General features: G+C 74.8%; 22 protein-coding genes. 11 read left to right on the top strand and 11 right to left on the bottom strand.

Features of this window, described 5'->3' with window-relative positions:
• On the bottom strand, window positions 1-1,008 hold a 1,008-nt coding region (locus ACWDVG_RS15860; protein ID WP_451699745.1), incomplete at its 3' end, for a phosphoribosyltransferase family protein.
• A 101-nt stretch (window positions 1,009-1,109) separates the two neighbouring features.
• Window positions 1,110-1,874, bottom strand: a complete 765-nt coding sequence (locus ACWDVG_RS15855) for an alpha/beta fold hydrolase (RefSeq protein ID WP_451699744.1) — start codon at window positions 1,872-1,874, stop codon at window positions 1,110-1,112.
• A 200-nt stretch (window positions 1,875-2,074) separates the two neighbouring features.
• On the opposite strand from ACWDVG_RS15855, the gene ACWDVG_RS15850 reads away from it, so the two are divergent.
• The 3 genes from ACWDVG_RS15850 to ACWDVG_RS15840 all read left to right on the top strand — a co-directional run bounded on the left by ACWDVG_RS15850 (window position 2,075) and on the right by ACWDVG_RS15840 (window position 6,201).
• Window positions 2,075-4,768 carry a SpoIIE family protein phosphatase gene (locus ACWDVG_RS15850; RefSeq protein ID WP_451699743.1) on the top strand — a complete coding sequence of 898 codons (2,694 nt, stop codon included), beginning with the start codon at window positions 2,075-2,077 and terminating at the stop codon, window positions 4,766-4,768.
• Window positions 4,769-4,935: 167 nt separating this feature from the next.
• Window positions 4,936-5,190, top strand: coding sequence for a type B 50S ribosomal protein L31 (locus ACWDVG_RS15845; protein WP_451699742.1), 255 nt, complete (start codon window positions 4,936-4,938; stop codon window positions 5,188-5,190).
• Between the two features lie 174 nt (window positions 5,191-5,364).
• A complete protein-coding gene (locus ACWDVG_RS15840) occupies window positions 5,365-6,201 on the top strand; it encodes an NAD(P)H-binding protein (RefSeq protein ID WP_451699741.1) in 837 nt (278 codons plus the stop codon).
• A 95-nt stretch (window positions 6,202-6,296) separates the two neighbouring features.
• Here ACWDVG_RS15840 and ACWDVG_RS15835 read toward each other — a convergent pair whose 3' ends face one another.
• Together ACWDVG_RS15835 and ACWDVG_RS15830 are read right to left on the bottom strand one after the other, a co-directional pair.
• A complete protein-coding gene (locus tag ACWDVG_RS15835; RefSeq protein ID WP_451699740.1) occupies window positions 6,297-6,794 on the bottom strand; it encodes a peptidylprolyl isomerase in 498 nt (165 codons plus the stop codon).
• 191 nt (window positions 6,795-6,985) lie between these two features.
• A complete protein-coding gene (locus tag ACWDVG_RS15830) occupies window positions 6,986-7,201 on the bottom strand; it encodes a hypothetical protein (protein WP_451699739.1) in 216 nt (71 codons plus the stop codon).
• A gap of 183 nt (window positions 7,202-7,384) precedes the next feature.
• Here ACWDVG_RS15830 and ACWDVG_RS15825 point away from each other — a divergent pair, with 183 nt between their 5' ends.
• A complete protein-coding gene (locus ACWDVG_RS15825) occupies window positions 7,385-7,921 on the top strand; it encodes an AMIN-like domain-containing (lipo)protein (RefSeq protein WP_451699738.1) in 537 nt (178 codons plus the stop codon).
• Window positions 7,922-7,983: 62 nt separating this feature from the next.
• Here the strand turns inward: ACWDVG_RS15825 and ACWDVG_RS15820 are convergent, their stop codons facing one another.
• Window positions 7,984-8,487 carry an NUDIX domain-containing protein gene (locus ACWDVG_RS15820; RefSeq protein ID WP_451699737.1) on the bottom strand — a complete coding sequence of 168 codons (504 nt, stop codon included), beginning with the start codon at window positions 8,485-8,487 and terminating at the stop codon, window positions 7,984-7,986.
• A gap of 94 nt (window positions 8,488-8,581) precedes the next feature.
• Between ACWDVG_RS15820 and ACWDVG_RS15815 the strand changes: the two genes are divergently transcribed.
• Window positions 8,582-8,746, top strand: a complete 165-nt coding sequence (locus ACWDVG_RS15815; RefSeq protein ID WP_451699736.1) for a hypothetical protein — start codon at window positions 8,582-8,584, stop codon at window positions 8,744-8,746.
• 80 nt (window positions 8,747-8,826) lie between these two features.
• Here ACWDVG_RS15815 and ACWDVG_RS15810 read toward each other — a convergent pair whose 3' ends face one another.
• Window positions 8,827-9,687, bottom strand: a complete 861-nt coding sequence (locus ACWDVG_RS15810) for a YhjD/YihY/BrkB family envelope integrity protein (protein WP_451699735.1) — start codon at window positions 9,685-9,687, stop codon at window positions 8,827-8,829.
• Window positions 9,688-9,827: 140 nt separating this feature from the next.
• On the opposite strand from ACWDVG_RS15810, the gene ACWDVG_RS15805 reads away from it, so the two are divergent.
• Window positions 9,828-10,331, top strand: coding sequence for a PaaI family thioesterase (locus ACWDVG_RS15805; protein WP_451699734.1), 504 nt, complete (start codon window positions 9,828-9,830; stop codon window positions 10,329-10,331).
• Between the two features lie 29 nt (window positions 10,332-10,360).
• On the opposite strand, the gene ACWDVG_RS15800 is transcribed toward ACWDVG_RS15805, so the two are convergent.
• From ACWDVG_RS15800 to ACWDVG_RS15790, 3 genes are all read right to left on the bottom strand, one after another.
• On the bottom strand, window positions 10,361-10,837 hold the full coding sequence (locus ACWDVG_RS15800) for a hypothetical protein (RefSeq protein ID WP_451699732.1): 477 nt from the start codon (window positions 10,835-10,837) through the stop codon (window positions 10,361-10,363).
• A gap of 254 nt (window positions 10,838-11,091) precedes the next feature.
• A complete protein-coding gene (locus tag ACWDVG_RS15795) occupies window positions 11,092-11,442 on the bottom strand; it encodes a luciferase domain-containing protein (RefSeq protein ID WP_451699731.1) in 351 nt (116 codons plus the stop codon).
• Between the two features lie 235 nt (window positions 11,443-11,677).
• On the bottom strand, window positions 11,678-12,841 hold the full coding sequence (locus ACWDVG_RS15790) for a PP2C family protein-serine/threonine phosphatase (protein WP_451699729.1): 1,164 nt from the start codon (window positions 12,839-12,841) through the stop codon (window positions 11,678-11,680).
• A 224-nt stretch (window positions 12,842-13,065) separates the two neighbouring features.
• On the opposite strand from ACWDVG_RS15790, the gene ACWDVG_RS15785 reads away from it, so the two are divergent.
• The 4 genes from ACWDVG_RS15785 to ACWDVG_RS15770 all read left to right on the top strand — a co-directional run bounded on the left by ACWDVG_RS15785 (window position 13,066) and on the right by ACWDVG_RS15770 (window position 16,740).
• Entirely contained in the window at window positions 13,066-14,007 is a 942-nt protein-coding gene (locus ACWDVG_RS15785; protein ID WP_451699728.1) for an AAA family ATPase, read from the top strand.
• A 122-nt stretch (window positions 14,008-14,129) separates the two neighbouring features.
• A complete protein-coding gene (locus ACWDVG_RS15780; RefSeq protein WP_451699749.1) occupies window positions 14,130-15,482 on the top strand; it encodes a VWA domain-containing protein in 1,353 nt (450 codons plus the stop codon).
• A 414-nt stretch (window positions 15,483-15,896) separates the two neighbouring features.
• Window positions 15,897-16,145, top strand: coding sequence for a DNA-binding protein (locus ACWDVG_RS15775; RefSeq protein ID WP_451699727.1), 249 nt, complete (start codon window positions 15,897-15,899; stop codon window positions 16,143-16,145).
• Between the two features lie 10 nt (window positions 16,146-16,155).
• Window positions 16,156-16,740 (top strand): nucleosidase, encoded by a 585-nt coding sequence (locus ACWDVG_RS15770; protein ID WP_451699725.1) that lies wholly within the window; start codon window positions 16,156-16,158, stop codon window positions 16,738-16,740.
• A gap of 48 nt (window positions 16,741-16,788) precedes the next feature.
• On the opposite strand, the gene ACWDVG_RS15765 is transcribed toward ACWDVG_RS15770, so the two are convergent.
• The gene (locus tag ACWDVG_RS15765) at window positions 16,789-17,985 is read right to left on the bottom strand and encodes an alpha/beta hydrolase family protein (protein WP_451699724.1); all 1,197 of its coding nucleotides are present in this window, start codon (window positions 17,983-17,985) and stop codon (window positions 16,789-16,791) included.
• Window positions 17,986-18,362: 377 nt separating this feature from the next.
• Entirely contained in the window at window positions 18,363-19,520 is a 1,158-nt protein-coding gene (locus ACWDVG_RS15760; protein WP_451699723.1) for a PP2C family protein-serine/threonine phosphatase, read from the bottom strand.
• A gap of 328 nt (window positions 19,521-19,848) precedes the next feature.
• Here ACWDVG_RS15760 and ACWDVG_RS15755 point away from each other — a divergent pair, with 328 nt between their 5' ends.
• Complete coding sequence (locus ACWDVG_RS15755; protein ID WP_451699722.1) at window positions 19,849-20,433, top strand: TMEM165/GDT1 family protein; 585 nt, start codon at window positions 19,849-19,851, stop codon at window positions 20,431-20,433.
• Window positions 20,434-20,560: the final 127 nt, after the last annotated feature.

Below are 20,560 nucleotides of genomic sequence, written 5' to 3'. Positions count from 1 at the left end.
AGCCGCCGCCCACAGGGCGGCGGCCGCTCCCGTGCTCGCTCCGAACCAGCCGACGGCCCGGCCCTCGCCCGCGGGCCGCGAGGCCAGCCAGGCCGTGGCACCGGCCAGCCGTCGGGCGAGCAGCGGGGTGTCGAACACCCGCGCCCTGTCGGCGGCCTCGGCCTCCGTGAGCAGGTCGAAGAGCAGGGTGCCGAGGCCCGCCCGGTTGAGGAGATCCGCGACCGCCCGGTTGCGCGGGCTGTGGCGGCCGCTGCCGCTGCCGTGGGCGAACAGGACGATCCCGGCGGCGCCGTCGGGCACCGCGAGCCGCCCGCCGAGCGTGGTCCCGCCGACGGGGATCCGCACGTCCGACTCCCGTACGACCGGGCCGCGGGCCGCGCGGCCGCGGTCGAGGCAGGCGACGACCTCCTCGTCGGAGGTCTGGGAGAAATCCCGGTAGAACTGGCCGATCGCGTGGAACGCGTCGGGCGTGCGCACGCTGACGGTCTCGTCCGCGTCGCCGCCGACGCGGGCGGTCCAGCCGCGCGGGGCGACCGGGACGGCGAGGACGACGCGGGCGGCGCCCCGGGCCCGTACGACACGGAGGGCGGCAAGCGCCGTGGCGCCCGTCGCGAGGCCGTCGTCGACGACCACGGCCGTCCGCCCTTCGAGCGGGACCGGCCGCCGGACGCCCCGGAAGCGGCGGGCCCGCCGCTCCAGCTCGGCCCGCTCCCTCTCCTCCACGGCGGCGAGCGCCCGTCCTTCGACCCCGGTCCGACGCAGCACGTCCTCGTTGAGGACCCGCACCCCTCCCTCGCCGAGCGCCCCCATGGCCAGCTCGGGCTGGTGGGGCACGCCCAGCTTCCGTACGAGACAGATGTCGAGCGGCGCCGCGAGGGCGTCCGCCACCTCCGCCGCGACCGGCACGCCGCCGCGGGGCAGTCCGAGGACGACGACGTCGTGCGCGGCCAGGTGGCGCAGGTGCCCGGCGAGCTGCCGGCCCGCGTCGGTGCGGTCGTCGAAATACATGGTCCGCAGCCCTCCGGATGCGCGGCCCGAGCGGCGGGGGCGGTGGTCCGCACCCCGCCCGTACCTCCAGGGTAGACGCGCCACGCCCGGCGACCGCGGGGTCAGGAGCCCAGGAAGGCCTCGATCGCCTCGGCGAGGGCCTGCGGAGTCTCCTCGGGCGCGTAGTGACCGGCGTCCTTGAGCACTTCGAGGCGCGCGCCGGGGTACCAGCGCAGCCAGGTGGCCTCCATCGCCTCCGCGCCCAGGGCGGGGTCGTGGGCGCCGACCACGAGGAGGACGGGCGTGGGGTTGTCGCGGACCCGCTCGTGGAAGTCGCTGCGGGACCAGGAGTCGAGGTAGGCGCGGAAGGCGAGGGCCGAGGAGCGTTTGACGGAGCGGTCGACGAGCGAGCCCAGCCAGGCGTCGTCGTACCGCCCGCCGGTGGTGTTGTCGATGATGGCCCGCCGCAGCGCCGGCTCCTCCGCGGCTCCGGCGAAGAGGTCCCAGGTCTCCCCGTCGAGCGGGAAGCCCGCCGCGGAGACGGGCGAGATGCCGACGATCGAGCGGACGCGCTCGGGGGCGTCGAGGAGCATCAGCTGGGCGGCCTTGGCGCCCATGGAGTGGCCGATGACGGAGAAAGAGTCCCAGCCGAGGTCGTCGGCGACGGCGAGCGCGTCGGCGGCGACCTCCTCCATGGTGTAGGCGCCCTCGATGTCGCGGGCCTCGCCGTACCCCCTGCAGTCCACGAAGGCGTACGTGCCGGTGGCGCCGTCGAGGTGGTCGCGGAGCGGGGCGAAGCTGGTGCGGTCGCCGAACCAGTTGTGGAGCACGACGGCGCGCGCCGGACCTTCGCCCTCGACGTCGTACGGAAGAACCCTGGCGGTCATCGTGCCCCCTGGTGGCGAGGTGGTGGGCCGCGTGCGCACGGCGGGCGCGGCCGGACGACCACCGAGTGTGACGGGGCGGACGCTGCAGGTCAACACGGCGGGCGGCGCGGCTCCTCGCGAAGGGAGCGGCCCCGCGCCGGCCGGGCCGGTCGCCGGCGCCCGGGATGCGGCCGGTTTCCCGAGGGGGGCATGCTGGCTGTGTGACCTCGCACGGCGCGTCCGGCCCCGGCCCGACGGGCGGTACCGGGCGTCCGTCCGGGCCCGGAACCGTCCACGGACCCCCTTCCGGTGCGCTGACCCGGGCCCTGGCGGAGGCGGTCCTTGAGACGGTCGAGGCGGTCGGGGGGCACTCGGGCGGGGTGTACCTGCGCTCCGGTGCGCCCGGGTTGCTGAGGCTCTCGGTGCTCGCGGGGCTGCCGGGGCCGCTGTTCCGGCCGTGGTGGCGGATGCACGCGAACCGCCCGTTCCCGGTGGCGGAGGCGTACCGCTCCGGTCAGCCCGTCCACCTCGGCGACGTCGAGGAGGCGATGCGGCGGTTCCCGCAGCTGGTCGCGAGCCTCCCGTTCCCCTTCTCCTCGCTGTACGCGCCCGTCGTCGGCGGCCGTGTGACGTACGGCGTGCTCGTGGCGCTGCGCCCGCCGACCCCCGGGGCGCCGGTGGGCGCGCGGGACCGGGAGCGGATGACGCGCGGGGCGCACCGGCTGGGCGAGGCGCTGGCGGAGCTCGCCGCCGGGGGCACGACGGTGGAGTGGCCGGGCGATCCGGTGGGCGTCCAGCTGCCGTCGGGCAGTGCTCCGCCGGTGCGGTTCGGCTCGTTCGCGTGGGACCTGGCGAGCGGCACGGTGACGATGGACGCGGGGATGCGGGAGATCCTCGGGGCAGGGGTGCCCTCGCCCTGTTCGATCGAGGTCCTGACCTCGCGGCTGGACCCGGAGGACGCCTACGCGCTGTGGGCGACGGCCCGGCAGGCGAGCGGGGTCGGAGGACGGCCGTCGGTGCGACGGCTCCGGCTGCGCGGCCCCGACGGCGGGCTCCACCTCCTCGAAGTGTCGGCGCGGGCGGGCGACGGCGACCGTGAAGCTGACGTACAGGGTGAGGTCGAGGGTGACGGCCGGGTCGGCGGCGCGGGCGGCCGGCTCTCCGGCACGCTCGTCGACCTCGGTACGGGCCTGGTCGGTTCGGACGCCACGGACCGGCTGCCGCGCGCGATCCTCGCCATCGACCGGCTGGGCCGGATCACGTACGTCAACGAGCTCACCGAGCGGCTGCTCGGCAGCCCGCGCGGCGCACTGGCGGGCCGGCCGGTGTGGGAGGCGCTGGGCTGGCTGTCGCTGCCGTTCCACGAGGAACAGCTGCGCGGGGCGCTGGTCTCCGGCGACCCGGTGCACTTCCTGGCCCGGCCGGAGCGCGCGCGGTGGCTGTCGGTCTCGCTGTATCCGGGGCGGGACGGCGTGACGATGGTCCTCGTGCCGGAGGAGGACCCCGCACCCCGCACCCCGGCCGAGGGCGAGGGGGAGGCCGCGGACGGGGACGAGGGGGAGGCTGCGGGCGGGGAGGCTGCGGGCGGGGGCGAGGGGGATGCTGCGGGCCGGGGAAGCACCGGAAGCGGGGCGACGACGACGGCCAGGACGAGGACGAGGACGAGGGACACCAGCGACGGTCTCGGCGCGCCCGGTGACCGGATGGCGGCGATGTACCGGCCGGTCGCGCTCGCGATCGCGCTCTCCGAGGCGGTGACGGCTCGCCAGGTGTCGGCGGTCGTCACCGAGGAGCTGCTCCCCGCCTTCGGCGGCCGTCAGCTGGCGATCTACCTGCTGAGCGACCGTCGGCTGCGCCTCGCCTGGGAGACGGGGTTCCCGCCGGGCTTCCTCGAACCCTTCGACGGGGTGGGGCTCGACGTCCACCTGCCGGGCGTGGAGGTGCTGACGACGGGACGGCCTCTGTTCTTCGAGTCCATGGAGCAGCTCGGCAGGGCCTTCCCGGGGATCCCGCTGGACGCGCAGTGGGGCGCGCGGGCCTTTCTGCCGCTGATCGCCTCGGGCCGGCCGGTCGGCTCCTGCATCCTCGGCTTCGACCGGCCCCGTACCTTCAGCCCGGAGGAACGGACCGTCCTCACCGCGCTCACCGGGCTGATCGCCCAGGCACTCGAACGGGCCCAGCGGTACGACTCCGAGGCGGCGGTGGCCCGGGGGCTCCAGGACGCACTGCTTCCGCACCGGCTTCCGGTGCGCGAGGGGGTGGAGACGGTCGGCCGCTATCTGCCGGGCACACAGGGCATGGAGGTGGGCGGCGACTGGTACGACGTGATCGAGACGGACGACGGGCGGCTCGCCCTGGTGATCGGCGACGTGCAGGGGCACGGGGTGGCGGCCGCGGCGACGATGGGTCAGCTGCGGAGCGCGGTACGGGCCTTCGCCCTGGGCGGCCACTCCCCGCGGGACGTCCTGCGGGGCACCAACCGGCTGCTGATCGACCTGGACCCCGGTCAGTTCGCGAGCTGTTGCTACGCGGTCCTGGATCCGGCGACCGGTGAGATGAGCGCGGTGCGGGCCGGGCATCCGCAGCCCCTGCTGCTACGGCCCGACGGCACGGCGGAGCGCGTGGACCTGGCGGGGGACGTGGTCCTGGGCGTCGACGCCGCCGCCGCGTATCCGGTGACCGAGCTGCGGCTCGCGCCCGGCGAGGTCTTCGCCCTGTTCACGGACGGCCTGGTGGAACGGCCGGGCCGGGACATCGACGAGGGCATCGAGCGGCTCCGCCTGGCTCTCGGCTCGACGGGGTCGCTGCCCCTCGCCGAGGCCGCGGACCGTCTCATCCGGGAGGCCCGCCAGGCCGTCGCGCGCCCGGACGACATCGCCCTGCTCCTGGCGGCACGCTGGCGCGACACGGACTGAGCCCGCACCGGGCTCGCCCCCCCCGGCCGTCGCCGCTGTGGTGCGGGCGGTGGGCGCGCACGGCCGTGTCCGTCACCCGGTCGGGCCCGCGACGCTGGTCCGCCACCGGCGGCCCGGGGAAGCTGGGGAGGGCCGCCCAGGCCGGACACCGCGATCGAGGAGGACCCGTGCAGCAGGACAAGCAGCCCGAATACGGCCCCGTCGTCTTCCGGGACCGCGCGGCCGGGTACGCCTTTCTCACCCGCTCGACGGCGACCAGCGACACCACCATCGAGTGGGACGACGGCAACACGTACCCCGTGATCGACGTCGAGATCTCCTCCGAGAGCCACCCCTTCTACACGGGCAAGGCACGGACGGTCGACACGGAGGGCCGGATCGCGAAGTTCGAGCGCCGCTACGGCGAGCAGCAGCAGGACTGAGCCTTCCTCGGGCGCAGCCGGGCGGGATTCTCGGAATCCCTCCGCGTTCTCTCCGCGTCTCTCCGCGTCTCTCCGCAGAAGTGGCCAGAGGATGACCGGTTCGTCTTCCACGATGAGGTCGTGAAGAGGCGGAGCGCTCCCGCTCCGCCCCGACCCTCGGGGAAGGAACCTGTTGTGATCGTGGTGACCGGAGCGACCGGAAACGTCGGACGTCCGCTGGTGGAGGCGCTGGCCGCGGCCGGCGAGGAGGTCACGGCGGTGAGCCGGGGCGCCGCGCCGGGCCTGCCGGCCGGGGTGACGCACCGCCGCGGCGACCTGGCCGACGTACCGCGCCTGAAGGAGCTGTTCGAGGGCGCCGACGCCGCGTACGTGCTCGTCGCCGGGCTCGGTGACACGCTGCGGCCGCGCGAGATCGTGGCGGCGGCCGCGGCGGCGGGGGTGCGGCGGCTCGTCCTGCAGTCCTCGCAACTGGTGGGGACGCGCGCGGACTCCGTGTCGCACGCGTTCCTGCGGGAGTTCGAGGCGGCGGTGCGGGACTCGGGGCTCGACTGGACGGTGCTGCGACCGTCCGGCTTCGCCTCGAACGCCTTCCTGTGGGCGGAGGGGGTGAGGGGCGCGCGTACGGTCGCTGCCCCGTTCGCCGACGTGGCGCTGCCCGTCGTCGATCCCCTGGACATCGCCGAGGTCGCGGCGGCGGCGCTGCGTGACGGAGTGCACGCGGGTCGGACGTACGTGTTGACGGGGCCGGTCGCGGTCTCGCCGCGGGCTCAGGTACGGGACCTGGCGGAGGCCGTCGGCGCGCCGATCGCGTTTGTGGAGCAGAGCGCGGAGGAGGCCAGGTCGCATCTGGTGCGGTTCCTGCCGGCGGACGCGGTCGACGGGATGCTGTCGGTCCTCGGCGAACCGAGCGCGGAGGAGCGGCGGGTGAGCCCGGACGTGGAGCGGGTGCTCGGCCGTGCCCCGCTGCCGTTCTCGGCGTGGGCCGCGCGGAACGCGTTCGCCTTCGCCTGAGCGGGGCCGGGGGGACGGGCAGGGCCGGGACCCCCGGCCGGGGCAGGCGCGGCGTGTCGGTGACGACGGCGCCGGGCCCCGGCCGGTGGGAGAGGTCAGGCCTCGACGACGCCGGACTTGTCGACCTTGATGCTGGCGCTGGTGGCGCCGGAGCGAGAGCCCAGGGCCTCGATCTCCTTGACCAGGTCCTGGCCCTCGACGACCTCGCCGAAGACGACGTGCTTGCCGTCGAGCCAGCTGGTGACGACCGTGGTGATGAAGAACTGGGAGCCGTTGCTGTTCGGGCCCGCGTTCGCCATCGAGAGGAGGAACGGGCGGTCGTGCTTGAGCTGGAAATTCTCGTCGGCGAACTTCTCGCCGTAGATGCTCTTGCCGCCGGTGCCGTTGCCGCGGGTGAAGTCGCCGCCCTGCAGCATGAACTCGGGGATGACGCGGTGGAACGGGGAGCCGGCGTAGCCGAAGCCGTGCTGGCCGGTGGCGAGCTCGCGGAAGTTCTGCGCCGTCTTCGGGACGACGTCGTCGAACAGCTTGAAGACGATCCGGCCGGCGGGCTTGTCGTCGATGGTGATGTCGAAGTAGACGTTGTTGCTCATGGGGACATCCTGTCATTAGTCCCGCACGGCGCGCGCACGGGCCGCCTCCTCGCGGGTCATGTCATGCCGATGCCCCGCGTCCGGTGGGGACGCGGGGCATGTGGGAAGTGCGGGGCGGGCGGACCGGAGGGCGGCTCGGCCGCCGCGCCGCGACGGTGACGGTTTCCGTCACCTCGCCGTACGGCGAGCGGTCAGACGAGCCCGCCGGAGTGGTGGGAGCGGACCGCGTCCCCGGCGGTCTCGACGGTGCCGTGGACGAGGCCCTCGACGCCCTGGTCCTCCTGGAGGAGGTTGGTGGCGCCGCCGAGCGGGCTCTCCGCGGCGTCGGCCTGCGGCGGCGGGGTGACGAGGGCGGTGACGACGCCCGCGGCGAGGGAGGCGATGGCGAGCATGCTGCGCTTCTTCATGCCCTGGTCAACTGTCGGGAGTGCCGTGGGGTTACGGCCCGGCGCCCGCGGATCCTACGGACCGGAGTTCACGCCGCATCTCCTCTCCTTATTTTCCTTTTTTTCCGGGAACCATATGGTTTGTGATGAGTGTCTCTGCCAGTGACATCACTGTCCCCGGAGCAGGAGAAATTGGGGGACGCCATGCTTCACCGTCAAGCCCTCGCGGCCGTCGCCGCGGGCATCCTTCTGAGCGCCGGCGTCGGGGCCACGATTCCGGCCGGGGCGTCGGGCGCGACCGCGCACGGCACCACCGCCCCGTCCGCCACCGCCCCGTCCACCGCCCTCGTCGTCAACGCCCGCTGGGGCGGGCACGCCACCTTCGACCGGCTGGTGATCGACGTACGGGGCGCCCTTCCCCCCGTCACGGTGCAGCAGGTCAAGGAGCTGCGGTACGACGGCTCGGGCAACAGGGTCCCGCTCGCGGGGAAGTACTTCCTCACGATCGCGCTCTCCCCCGCGGCGGCCCACGACGACGGCGGCCGGTCCGTCTACCAGGGCCCCCGGCTGCTGAAGATCCATCTCCCCGCGCTCAAGGGGGTCGCCCTGACCGGTGACTTCGAGGGCGTGGTCACCATCGGAGCCGCCTTCGACACCAAACCCGCGTACAAGACCTTCCGGCTGCACTCGCCGGAGCGGTTCGTCGTCGACATCGCCCATCCCGTGGGGTGCCGCGCCTGAGCGGGCGGCCGGGCCCGGCCCGGCGGTCCGGAGGGGCCCGTCCCGGCGGACGGGCCCCTCGCTCAGCCCCGCGCGGGGCCGGTCTCCACGTACACGGTCGTGCCGGTCCTGCGGGCCCGGTCGATCTCGGCCAGGCGGACGAACTCGTGGGGCTCCATCTCCCGCTCCCACTCGTCGAGGGTGTGCACCCGGTACTCGCTGTGCTCCTCCGGGTCGAGGACGACCGCGGCGAGCTGCGCGTCGGTCAGCACGCCGCCGTCGAAGACGAAGCCGATGTGGTTGGCGGGCCACTCCTCGCCCCGGTCCCGCACGAAGTGGGTGCCGAGGAGCCGGGGTTCGCCGGAGAAGACGAGACCGGTCTCCTCGTGGCACTCGCGGACCGCCGTCTCCCAGGGCGTCTCCCCCGGGTCCATGTTTCCGCCGGGCCACTGCCACAGTTCGGTGCGGTACGTCGCGCGCAGCTGGAACGGGCGGCCCGCCGTGTCGGTGAAGTAGAGGCAGGCGTACGCGGTCGCTCTCGGCAGGGTCGCGACGTACTCGACGGGCGGCAGCCAGGTGTTCGCCATGGGCGGCTCTCTCTCGACGCGGCGATGGGACGCCTCCCATCCAAGCGGTCACGGCGCTCCCGCCCCGCCGCTCGCGGGCGGATCACCGGATCGTGTGAGGGACGCCGTCGCGGGCCCGGCGGTCAGCCCGCGGTGGCGGCCGGTGGCGGAGGCGGCGTTCGACCGGGCGTATCCGTGGACGACGGGCGGGGCGTGGCTGGTGTACGCGCTGTGGGTGCTCGGCGCGTCGGCGGTGAGGGTCCTGGCGGTGCGGCGGTGAGAGTCCTGGCGGTGCGGCGGCGTGACCAGTGAGGAGGCCGGGAGGGGCGGGCCGGGACGCCCGGCCGGTCCCGGGCTCCTTCAGGCGAGGTCGCGGCGCAGTCGGCGGCGGAGCCGGTGCTCGTGGACGAGGCGGCCGACGAGTGCGCCTCCGTAGACGACGAAGCCGACGCCGACGAGCCAGGACTGGAGGACGAGGACGGTGCCGAACTGGCCGTACGTCACGGCGTTGGAGGCGATGAGCGGGGAGAACACCAGCTGGGAGAAGACCCGGAGCCCGAGGAGACCGAGCGCGGTGAGGGCCGCTCCAGGGGCGAGGGCGCGCCAGCGGATGCGACCGCAGAGCAGGAAGCGCTGCGACCACCAGAAGAAGAGGAAGGTGCCGAGGACGTCACCGAAGGCGACAACGGTGGTGAGGGGGCCCGAGGCGTCCTCGGGGGCCGGGAAGGCGACGAAGAGCAGCAGGGCCGCGACGAGCACGGCGAGCCAGACGACGTGCCGCCACATGGTGTGCCAGCGGGCGGTGGGGAGGTCCCAGACGCGCTCGTACCCGGTCTGTACGGCGGAGCCGAAGGTCACGCCGAACGCGGCGAGGGCGGCGAGGCCGAAGGCGGTGGTGCGCTGGAGGGCCTGGCCCGGCTGGCCGAAGAGCTGCTCCACCTCCTCCTGGGAGACGTCGGAGACGCCCAGGCCGTGGACGAGCCAGCGGGCGAAGCCCTGGCCGCTGGCCAGGTCGGCGGCGGCGACGACGATGAGGAGGGGGACGAGGGTGAGGAGGCTGAGCGCCGCGAATCCCATGGCGCGGTGCATGAGTTCCATGGCGCGGCCCCGGTTCCAGGCGAGCCCGGCGGACGAGTCGAGGAGGCGGGTGTGGAGCCGCTGGAACACGTGGCCGTGCTCGGCCGGGCCGTTGTCGTGCGGCGCACCGGGGGTGGGGGGCATGCAGGGTGGGGTACCCGCCGCGGCGGCCGGACCTCTCCGGGATACCGCCGAACGGGTGCGGGTGACCGCGCCCGGCCCCCTAAGCTTCGCCGTGGAGACAGTGAGCAGGGTCTGACGGTTCGTCGGGGAGCGGAGTGGTCATGGGGCGGTCGCGCACGGTCGAGTGGGAGGACGCCGGGGCGACCGCCCGGGCGGCGATGACGATGGAGGGCCTCGACTTCCTGCGGGAGATGGTGGCGGGGCGGCTTCCCGGGCCGCCGATCGCGGCGCTGCTTGGCTTCAGGCTGGAGGAGGTCGAGGCGGGCCGCGCGGTGTTCTCCCTCGAACCGGGCGAGGAGCACTACAACCCGATCGGGAGCGTCCACGGCGGGGTGTACGCGACGCTGCTGGACTCCGCCGCGGGGTGTGCGGTCCACTCGACGCTGCCGCGGGGCACCGCGTACACGTCGCTCGACCTGTCGACCCGCTTCCTGCGGCCGGTCACCGTGGAGACGGGGAAGATCCGCGCGATCGGCACGGTCCTGTCGAGCGGCCGGCGCACCGCGCTCGCCGAGGCGGGCCTGTACGACGCGGACGGCCGGCTGCTCGCCCACGCGACCAGTACGTGCATGCTCTTCCCGGTTCCGGGCGGCGACGGTTCCTGACGAGGTGTCGGGCGGGTGAGGGCCGCCCGTCAGTCGTTGTGGTCGAAGAGGACGCAGATCTTCGCGGGGAATTTGGCCGACCACTTCTCCGTGACCGCGTCGTACGCGCGTACGTACCCGTTGTTCGGTGTGCCGGTGCAGGGCGCACGCAGGAATGTGTTGACGTTGATCCATCCTCCCGCGAGGTAGGGGTGGTCCCGTGCCGTGACCCACTTCTTGAAGTACACGGTGCCGTTGTTGAGCTTCACCGTGACGTAGACCCGGCCGTTCATGGTGAAGCAGCCGCCCTCCACCTTCAGTTGCTTGTTGAACTCGTACGTCGACACCCACGGCGGAGTCGGCGCGCAGTCGACGCCGGAGACCGTGGTGGGACCACCCGCGGGCGCCGCCTGCGCCGATGCCGCACCGGGAGCGGTGAGGCCGATCGCGGAGGTGAGGAGAGCCGTCGCGACGGCGGCGGTCGTACGCCGCCGGCGACGCGGAGAAGAGCGAACGAGGGTACCCATGGCGTTCCTCGTGGATCAATGAATTCGAGGGAAGTCCGAATTCAGCTGTGCGGCGTGCGGACCGGGGCACTGCAGCCCTGCGGCACGTCGTATCCAGGGTGGCGGCATCCGGAGTGGGAGAACTCGCCACGGTCGGGCGAACGGCCACCGAGTGGCCGGGCCCGGACGGAAACGCACCTTCTTCCTTTCAGTCTAATGACCGGAGGGAAGAAGGGACAACGGAGAAATGACCTGGTCAGGGGTGGAGTGGGGACCTAGAAACCGCTGGGTTCCAGGCGGGCGGTGGGGAGCGGGAGGGTGCGCGTGCAGCCGTCCGGGGCGGTGTCGGGGGCGGCGTTGGCCTGGAGCGCGGCGCTGACCAGGGTGGCGAGCAGGTCGATGTCCGAGCCCGTGTCCAGACGGACCGTCACCCAGCCGGAGCCCGCGCGCAGCCGGACCGCGCTCGACCCGAGGAGGGCCGGACGCAGTTTGGCGATCATGGCGCGGGTCAGGTGGACGTCGGCCTCGTGCTCGCCGTGGAAGTGCACGATCTCCTGCGCTTGCGCGCACAGACCCACTTCGGCTCCGCAGAGGGCGCGTCCGGGGGTCAGCGAGGGCCAGCTCATCAAACGTTCACTGGCATGCCTGGCCGTGTTCATACCCTGGAGCGTGCCGGGTGCACGCTCCGTGCACAAGCTTCCCGGCCAAAGAATCCTGTTGTCCGGTGAATCCCGTCGCCGGAAGGGCCGTTGTGACGGTCCGTCACCATGCGGGGCGGGCCGGATGTGGCGGTGGGTCAGCGCGGAGCGACGGTGAGTGGCAGCGGACGCGTCCTGCGTCGGCGGGTCGAACGGGGGTCCGTCAGTGGGGCGGGCGGGCGCGGATGCGGGCCGCCAGGACGGCCACGTCGTCCTCGGCTCCGTGCGCGCCGAGGCGGTGCAGCACCTCGTCGACGACCCGGTCGGGCCCCGAGCCCGGCGCGAGCCGGAGCCCGGCGAGTCGGGCGAGCGAGTCGTCGATGTCCTCGCCGCGCCGCTCGACCAGGCCGTCGGTGAAGAGCAGCAGGGTCTCGTCCTCCGCGAGCGGGCGCGTGGTGGGTTCGTAGCCGCCGACCCCGGTGCCGAGCGGCGGGCCGACCGGGAGGTCCACGAGTTCCGCCGACCCGTCGGGGCCGAAGACCGCCGGCGGCAGGTGACCCGCGCTGGCAAAGGTGGCGGCGCCCCGGGCCGGGTCGATCCGGACCAGCAGACAGGTCGCGGGGCGGCGGGCGCCGTCCTCGGCGACGACCGCGTCGAGGTGCCGGAGCACCCGGTGCGGCGGCAGGTCGGTGGCGGCGACCTCGCGGAGCGCCGAGCGGTAGGCGTTCATGTCGACGGCGGCGTCCAGGCCGTGGCCCATGACGTCGCCGACGACGAGGAGGCTGCGCCCGAAGTGGAGCCGTACGGTCTCGAACCAGTCGCCGCCCACGAGCGTGCGCGTCCCGGCCGGGAGGTAGCCGCCCGCGACCTCCAGGTTGGGGTGGGGGCGGCCGGGTTCGGCGACGAGAGCGCGCTGGAGGTGGAGCGCGGTGTCCTCGGTGGCGGCCAGACGGCGGGCGTGGTGGAGGTGGCGGGCGGCGAGCCGCGCGGTCTGGCGGAGCAGGGCGGCCTCGTGGTCGCCGAAGGGCCGCGCGGCGCGCGTGGCCGTGACCGTTCCGAGGGCGGTCTCGTCGTGGACGGCGAGCGGCGCGGAGAGGCGGTGGGAGCCCGGCGCCGCGGATACGGGGCCGGCCGCACCGGCCCGCTCGTACGCGTCCGGCTCGGCGACGAGGTCGACGGTCACCGTCGCTCCGTCCAGGTGCCGGGAGAGGAAGTCGGCCAGTTCGCGGCAGGTCGTCGGCCCGTCGAGGGTCGTCCCGATCGCGCCGACGGCGCGCTCGAGCGCGAGCAGCCGGTCCTTGAGGGCCACCACGCCGGGGCCCGGGCGTGCGGCGCCCGGGTGGGGCTCGCTCGGGGGGCGACTCCTGGCCCCGTCTCGTTCCGCCACGCCACCTCCCCTGCCGCGCGGTCCGCGGGCGGCATGCCCGGTGACCCCATTGCACCAGCGGGCGGCGCCCCGCGCGCGGCGCGCACGGCGCCGGTGGGGACGTACGCGGGTTCGGCTGGGGAATCCGAACGTGCGGCAGGACGGTTGTGCGGCGGTGCGCCATCTGATCAAGTACTGCTGAGGCTACCGGCCAGTACGACTCTTCGCTCCCCGGGGGGACCGCCATGACGACCGGCACCAGGACGGACACCACGACCGACCCGGCCCACGACGCGCCACAGGAGGGGGCGGGCGCCCCTGCGAGCGGCTTCTTCGCCTCCGTCGACGACGTCGCCGACCGACTCGCCGCGACCGGATACCTGGCGTCGCGCGCCGTCGCCACCACCGTCTTCCTCGCCGACCGCCTGGGCAAGCCGCTGCTCGTCGAGGGCCCGGCCGGCGTGGGCAAGACGGAGCTGGCGAAGGCGGTCAGCCGCGTCACCGGGGCCCGTCTCGTCCGCTTGCAGTGCTACGAGGGCGTCGACGAGGCCCGCGCCCTGTACGAGTGGAACCACGCCAAACAGCTGCTGCGGATCACGGCGGGCCGGGGCGAATCCTGGGACGAGACGCGGTCGGACATCTTCGCCGAGGAGTTCCTGCTCGCCAGGCCCCTGCTCACCGCGATCCGCTCCGAGGAGCCGACGGTCCTCCTGATCGACGAGACGGACAAGGCCGACGTCGAGGTGGAGGGCCTGCTCCTGGAGGTCCTCGGCGACTTCCAGGTGACCGTTCCCGAGCTCGGCACGATCGCGGCGAAGCGGAGGCCCTTCGCCGTCCTCACCTCGAACGCGAGCCGCGAGCTGTCGGAGGCGCTGCGACGGCGCTGCCTCTTCCTGCACATCGGCTTCCCCGACGAGGACCTGGAGCGCCGGATCGTGACGCTGAAGGTGCCCGGGCTCGACGCGGCGCTCACGGCCTCCGTGGTCCGCGTCGTCGCGGCGCTGCGCGCCATGGACCTGCGGAAGGCGCCGTCGGTGTCGGAGACCGTCGACTGGGCGCGCACGCTGCTCGCCCTCGGCGCGGACCGACTCGACGAGAAGGTCGTCCGGGACACCCTCGGGGTGCTGCTCAAGCACCAGGAGGACATCGGGAAGGCCGCCGCCCGGCTCGACCTGGACGCGGTGTGACCGCCCCGGCCGACCCCTCCGCGCGGCCCGACCCCTCCGCGCGGCCCGACCCCTCCGCGCGTACTCCCGGAGGCACGACCACCGCCGGAGTCACCACCGGGGCCGCCCAGCGGCTCACCGGCCTGGTGGGGGCCTTGCGCGCGCACGGCTTCGGCATCGGGACCGGGGAAACCGTCGACGCCGGGCGCGCGCTCGAGGCGGTCGGCTTCGCGGACCGGGAGCGGATGCGGGAGGCGCTGGCGGCGACGCTCCTCCACGCGGACCGGCAGCGTCCGGTCTTCGACCGGGTCTTCGACCTGTACTTCCCCCTCGGCGTCGGCATCGGCCCCGACGGGGCGGAACCCCGGGGAGCCGACGGGACGCCCGCCGAACTCGCCGCGCTGCGGGACCGGCTCGTGGAGGCCCTCGCCGCCGGGGACGGCGCCGCCCTCGCCGGGCTGGCCTCCGACGCGGTGGGCGGCTTCGGCGGCTACGGCTCGGCGCCCGGGTCGGACGGCTGGTCCTCGTACCAGACGCTCTCCCGGCTGCGCCCGGAAACGCTGCTCGCCCGCGTGCGGGACCGGCTCCGGGCGACGCCCGGCGGGGACGAGCCCGACTTCGCCGACCGACTCCTCGACGACGAGATCCGGCGCAGGATCGAGGCCTTCCGCGAGCGGGTGCGGACCGAGGCCCGGCGGCGGGTCGCCGAGCGGCAGGGCGCGGACCGGGTCGCTCGGCGGGCCGTGCCCGGCACGGCCGACTCCGTCGACTTCCTGCTCGCCGGCCGGGCCCAGCTCGACGAGCTGCGGCGTACGGTACGTCCGCTGGCGCGCGCGTTGGCGACCCGGCTCGCGGCCCGGCGACGGCGGGCGGCGCGCGGCGAGATCGACCTGCGGCGCACGCTGAGGCGCTCGCTGTCGACCGGGGGCGTACCGGTGCGCCCGGTGCTGCGACGTCGCCGACCCGGGCGGCCCGAGCTGGTGCTGCTCTGCGACGTGTCGGGGTCGGTGGCGGGCTTCGCCCAGTTCACGATGTTGCTGGTGCAGGCCCTGCACGACCAGTTCAGCCGGGTACGGGTCTTCGCCTTCGTCAACGACGTCGACGAGGTGACCGGCCTCGTCGCCCGCGGCTCGGCCGATCCGGCGCGGCTCGGCGACCGCATCCTCTCGGAGGCGACGCTCACCGGCTGGCACGGGCAGAGCGACTACGGCACGGCCCTCGGCGGCTTCGCCGAGCGGTACGCGGAGGCCGTCGGCCCGCGCACGGTGGTCTTCGTCCTGGGGGACGCCCGCACCAACGGCGCCGACCCGAACGTGGCGGCGCTCCAACGGGTCGCGGGCCGGGCCCGGCGGGTGTACTGGCTCAACCCCGAGCAGCCCGCGCTCTGGGGCACCGGGGACTCGGCGGCACCGGCGTACGCGGAGGTGGTCGAGATGCTCCCGTGCCGCAACGCGCGGCAGCTGGGCGCCCTCGTCGGACGCCTGCTGCCGGTCTGAACGGACCGACGGCCCACGGCCCGGCGGACAGGGCGCCTCGGCACACGGGCGCGGGAACGGGAGTGGGGCGGCGGCCGCGGGAGCGGTCGCGTCGCGCGAGCAAGGCGGCGGTCGCGGGAGCGGGTCACGGGAGCGGAAGCGGGCCGCGGAAGCGGACGCGGGCCGCGGACGCGGGGCGCGGAAGCGGACGCGGGGCGCGGAAGCGGACGCGGGGCGCGGAAGCGGACGCGGGGCGCGGAAGCGGACGCGGGGCGCGGACGCGGGGCGCGGTCGCGGACGCTGGGCGCGGTCGCCGTCGCGGGACCTCGGAAGACCCGGCCTCGCTGCCGCACCCGCGCCCGCACCCTCACCTCCGCCTGCCGGATTTGTCCCGCGAGGACGCGCGGGGGCCGGGCCCCGTGGGACGATCGCCCCATGGTCCCCACGAGCGACTCCCCCGCCCCCGACCTGCCGCGCGGCATCGGCGCGCCCGCGACGCGGGCGCTCGTCGCCGCCGGGTACACCCGGCTCGACCAGCTCGCGGACGTCCCCGCCGAGGAGCTGGCGGCGCTCCACGGGGTGGGCCCGAAGGCCCTGCGCGTGCTGCGCGAGGCCCTCGCCGAGCGGGGTCTCGTCGCGGACGGACGACCGACCGGTTGTACGAACGGCGTACCGGAGAACTAGCGTGACCCCCATGGAACTCATGGGAGAGATCACGGCCGGCCGCCCCCTGCTCGTCCTCGCCGTCAAGGAGGAGGCGCAGTTCCTCGAGACGGACCTGCCGGTGCTGCTGACCGGCATGGGCAAGGTGAACGCGGCGACCTCGCTCGCGACGGTGCTGGCCCGCGGGCCGCGGCCGAGCGGGATCGTGAACCTCGGGACGGCGGGCGCGCTGCGCTCCGGCTGGAGCGGCACGCACGTCGTCGGGACCGTGGTCCAGCACGACCTGGACGGCGAACTGCTCGCGACGCTGACCGGCGAGACGTACGGGGCGCCGCTGGCGCTCCCGGACGGCGGTGACGTGGTCCTGGCCAGCGGGGACACGTTCGTCTCCGACGAGGCCGCCCGCGCCCGGCTCGCCGAGCGGGCGCCGCTCGTCGACATGGAGGGCTACGCCCTGGCGGCGGCCGCGGAGCTCGCGGGGGTGCCGCTGCGCATCGTGAAGCACGTCAGTGACGAGGCCGGTGAGGGCGCCGCGCGCAGCTGGCGGGAGTCGGTCGCCGGGTGCGCGCGGGCACTCGCGGACTGGGCCGCCGCGAACACCCCGTACCGCTCCTGAGCCCCCGAGGGGCACGGCGCGCGCCGTGCCCCTCGGGGGCCACCGGTGTCAGCGGTGGTGGAAGTACGCCTCCGGCTGTGCGGGGGTCGGCCCGTCGAGGACGGGGCGGGGCAGTCCGCGCAGGTGACGGTCGAAGAAGGCCGCCACGTACGTGCGGGTGACCTCGACGGCCCGGTCGGCCGGCAGCTCCGGCTCCGGGAGCCCGAAGTGACGCTGGATCACCGGGGCGTCGGAGAAGGTGAAGTGCTCCGACCCGGCCACCGTGATCCAGCGCTTCCAGCCGTCGAGCGTGGGCCACGTCCGGTCCCAGCTGGCGTCGCGGCCGCCGGGCAGGTGCGTGTCGTCATGCGTGCCCAGCATCAGGAACGGCCGGCCCCGCAGGCCCTCGGCGGGCAACGGCTCCCAGAAGGCGCCGTCCATGTTGATCCCGGCGTCGACGCGCGGATCGGCCACCATCGCGGTCGCGGCGCTCGCCCCGCCGATGGAGTGGCCCGCCATGCCGATGCGGCGGGCGTCGATGATCCCGGCGTGCCGCCAGGCGGGCCGGGGTCCGGTGAGCCGGTCCAGGACGTACCGCACGTCGGCGGCGCGCGTCGAGGTGACGACGCCGGGGTGCACCCCGCCCCGGTCGAGGGCGTCACAGGCGACGCAGGTCAGGGTCGTGCCGTCGGGGAGGGAGATCCCGGACGACTCGTAGGCGTGGTCCACGGAGGCGACGACGTAGCCGCGCGAGGCGAGGTCCTCGGCGAGGTGGGTCAGGGTCCAGCGGGAGACGCCGAAGCCGGGTGAGAGCAGCACCAGCGGACGGCGTCCGGGCGCGGGGCGGGCATCGGTCGCGCCGTGCGTGCGCGTCCTCGCGAGGACGTCTCCGGAGACGTCCTGCCCGAGCTGTTCGGCGAGCCGGCGTGCCTCCTCGCGGGTCGCGTACGGGGCGGGGCGCCCGCCCCGGCGGGGTGCGGCGGCCGGGTAGGTGACGGTGACCATCAACTGCCGCCCGTCGGCGGCGGGCACCCACGGGTCCTTCCGGGAACGGTCGGTCATCGGCAGGACGGTGCTGCCGACACCGTACGGCCCGGTGGGCTCGGGAAGTGCCGGGGGCCGGCTCACCCCGGCGTCGGTCGAAGCTGAGGCGGCCGGGGCGGTGCCGACGGACACCGTGCCGGCGGACGCGGTGGTGGCACCGAGGGGTAAGGCGAGCGAGCAGGCGAGAACGGCGGCGGCGGCCGCCCTGGGGATGCGGGTCACGGGGGAACGCTACGGCGCGGGGTGCGGCGACGACGTCCGCCTGCGGGCTCACGTGTCGTCAGCCCGCAGGCGTATGCGGCGGGTACCGCCACGCGCCTCCCCACCAGGTGCCTCGCGGTAGGTCGCGGTACGTCGCGGCTCGGACGCCATGGTGACACCCTGACGGCCCGACACAGCGCCAAGTGCTTCCATCCGAGCGGCGGTTCACCGGCGACCGGGGCGGTCGCCGTCCAGCGGATGTGACGGCGCCACCAGCCGGCAGATCCAGGTGAGCTGAGACCCGAGGACGTCCGGGCCCGGTCACCGGCGACCGGGCCCGGCCGAGCGGCGGCACCGAGGCTCCGGACCCCGACCCTGCCGCTGTCGGCCGCCGTCCTCTACTGGCCCGCCGTCCTCTCCTGCGCCGGCGCCTTCGGGTCGGGGTCCTCGTCCGGGAGCCGGACCACCAGCAGAGCCGCCACGTCGTCGTCGAGGCCGTGCTCGGCACCGTACGCGGCGAGGTCACGGTGGAGGAGCGCCGGGACCTGCGCGGCGGGCGAGCGGACCCAGCCGCGCAGCCGGGTCTCCAGGGGGTAGAAGGTGCCGGTGCCGTCCCGGGTCTCGCTCACGCCGTCGGTGTAGAGCAGCAGCCGGTCGCCGGGGCCGAAGGGCACCTCCTCGACGTGGTGGTCGCTGTCGGCGAGCCCCGCGAGGTTGACGGGCAGCGAGGGGTCGGCGAAGGCGACCGGCGAGACGGTGGCGCCGTGCTGGAGCATCGGCGCCGGGTGCCCGCAGGAGAGCAGCCGGGCGACGTCCTGCCCGTCCGGCAGTTCCACGAGGAGGACGGTCGCGAAGCGTTCGGCGGCGTCGGAGTCCGGGTCCCAGGCGCCGTACCGGGCGAGCCCCTCGTCGAGCCGGTCGGCGAGCGCGGGGAGGTCGGGGGCGTCGCTGACGGCCGAGCGGAAGGCCCCGAGCAGCACGGACGCCGTCTCGACCGCGCCGAGCCCCTTGCCCTGGACGTCCCCGAGCATGATCCGCACGGCTCCGGGGACCCGCACGGCCTCGTAGAAGTCACCGCCGATCCGGGCCTTCGCGGCCGCGGCGAGGTACAGCAGGTGGAGTTCGACCCGGCCGAGACGGGGCGGCAGCGGACGCAGGACGACCCGCTGGACGACCTCGGCGACGGCCGTGAGCTCGGCGAAGTCCTGTTCGTAGCGGATGCGGACCCGGCTGACCCACGCGGCCGCGGCGGTCACCCCCAGGATGGCGGCCTCGCTGGCGACGAGTTCCGGGGCGACGCCCTCGCCCCGGCCGAGGCTCAGCAGGGCGCGGACGCCCATGGTGACCAGGCCGATGCCGATCGTCCCGCGCACGCTCCAGGTGACGGCGGCGAGCGCGGGAGCGGCGACCAGGAGGCGGTCGAAGCGCTCCCGGTCGGGGGTGATCAGATCGGCCAGGACCGTCAGGGCCAGGACCAGGAAGGGCAGCGCGCGGCCGAGGTTGACCTGCGTGCGGGCCGCCGTGCCGGGCGGGAGCCGGTGACGGTCTGCGGGCATTGCATGATCGTACGCACGGCCGCCGTGCGGCCCCGGAGACCCGCGCCACCGGGCGTGTCACGCCGTCGTCTACACTGGCTGACAGCGAAGGGGAGTAGCCCTGCGAACCGGTCGTCGACACACTGGAGCCCCCGGGTTCCCGGTGACCGGGTCCGCGGTCCGCGCACGGAGTGCGAGGGCGGGCGGACGGGCGAGACCTTCGGCCAGGCAACAACCGCGTCCGCGTTTCCGTGGGCGTGGTCCGTCATGCCGGGCCGAGTGGTCCTCCCGTCGCCCACCGAGGTGTCGTGCGGAGCCACGGGGCCCGGACCGAGCAGAGAGCCCCGGTATGCACCTCGACCCCTTGGCGATCCTCACCGCCTTCGGGCTGATCTTCCTCGCCGAGCTTCCCGACAAGACGATGTTCGCGTCCCTCGCCATGGGCACGCGGATGCGTCCGCTGTACGTGTGGTTCGGCACCTCGACCGCCTTCCTCGCGCACGTCGCCATCGCCGTCGGGGCCGGCAGCCTGCTGGGCCTGCTGCCCGGCTGGATCGTGAAGCTCGTCTCGGCCCTGCTGTTCGGCTTCGGCGCGTTCATGCTGCTGCGCGGCGGGGGCGACGACGAGGAGGACGACACGGGCGGCCGGACGGTCACCGGTTTCTGGCCGGTCTTCTCGACCGCCTTCATGGCCGTCTTCATCAGCGAGTGGGGTGACCTCACGCAGATCACCACCGCGAACCTCGCCGCCACCAACGGCACCTGGTCCACGGCGATCGGCTCCTTCGCCGCCCTGACGAGCGTCTCGGCCCTCGCGCTCGTCGCCGGCCGGTTCATCGCCAAGCGCGTGCCGCTCACGACCGTGCAGCGGATCGGCGGCGTCTGCATGGCGGGCCTCGCGATCTGGTCCCTGATCGAGGTGTTCACGGGCTGATACGCGGCTCGCCGCACCGCCGCCACCGCAGGACAAGGCGCCTCCCGCCCCGGGGGGCGCCTTGTCCGCGCCCCGCTCCCGCGCGACCACGTTCCTTGATGAAGGAGTGAATCACTGCTTCACTCCT

The organism is Streptomyces sp. NPDC003327, assembly GCF_053589515.1.
The sequence above is the reverse complement of the archived record's forward strand: the minus strand, read 5'-3'. Positions and strand labels throughout refer to the sequence as shown.

Excerpts from the sequence above, each read along its gene's own strand:
- ACWDVG_RS15835 (WP_451699740.1), bottom strand. The coding sequence starts at position 6,794 with ATGAGCAACAACGTCTACTTCGACATCACCATCGACGACAAGCCCGCC.
- ACWDVG_RS15855 (WP_451699744.1), bottom strand. The coding sequence starts at position 1,874 with ATGACCGCCAGGGTTCTTCCGTACGACGTCGAGGGCGAAGGTCCGGCG.
- ACWDVG_RS15755 (WP_451699722.1), top strand. The coding sequence starts at position 19,849 with ATGCACCTCGACCCCTTGGCGATCCTCACCGCCTTCGGGCTGATCTTC.
- ACWDVG_RS15785 (WP_451699728.1), top strand. The coding sequence starts at position 13,066 with ATGACGACCGGCACCAGGACGGACACCACGACCGACCCGGCCCACGAC.
- ACWDVG_RS15770 (WP_451699725.1), top strand. The coding sequence starts at position 16,156 with ATGGAACTCATGGGAGAGATCACGGCCGGCCGCCCCCTGCTCGTCCTC.
- ACWDVG_RS15810 (WP_451699735.1), bottom strand. The coding sequence starts at position 9,687 with ATGCCCCCCACCCCCGGTGCGCCGCACGACAACGGCCCGGCCGAGCAC.
- ACWDVG_RS15800 (WP_451699732.1), bottom strand. The coding sequence starts at position 10,837 with ATGGGTACCCTCGTTCGCTCTTCTCCGCGTCGCCGGCGGCGTACGACC.
- ACWDVG_RS15795 (WP_451699731.1), bottom strand. The coding sequence starts at position 11,442 with ATGAGCTGGCCCTCGCTGACCCCCGGACGCGCCCTCTGCGGAGCCGAA.
- ACWDVG_RS15760 (WP_451699723.1), bottom strand. The coding sequence starts at position 19,520 with ATGCCCGCAGACCGTCACCGGCTCCCGCCCGGCACGGCGGCCCGCACG.
- ACWDVG_RS15805 (WP_451699734.1), top strand. The coding sequence starts at position 9,828 with ATGGGGCGGTCGCGCACGGTCGAGTGGGAGGACGCCGGGGCGACCGCC.
- ACWDVG_RS15830 (WP_451699739.1), bottom strand. The coding sequence starts at position 7,201 with ATGAAGAAGCGCAGCATGCTCGCCATCGCCTCCCTCGCCGCGGGCGTC.
- ACWDVG_RS15825 (WP_451699738.1), top strand. The coding sequence starts at position 7,385 with ATGCTTCACCGTCAAGCCCTCGCGGCCGTCGCCGCGGGCATCCTTCTG.
- ACWDVG_RS15775 (WP_451699727.1), top strand. The coding sequence starts at position 15,897 with ATGGTCCCCACGAGCGACTCCCCCGCCCCCGACCTGCCGCGCGGCATC.
- ACWDVG_RS15820 (WP_451699737.1), bottom strand. The coding sequence starts at position 8,487 with ATGGCGAACACCTGGCTGCCGCCCGTCGAGTACGTCGCGACCCTGCCG.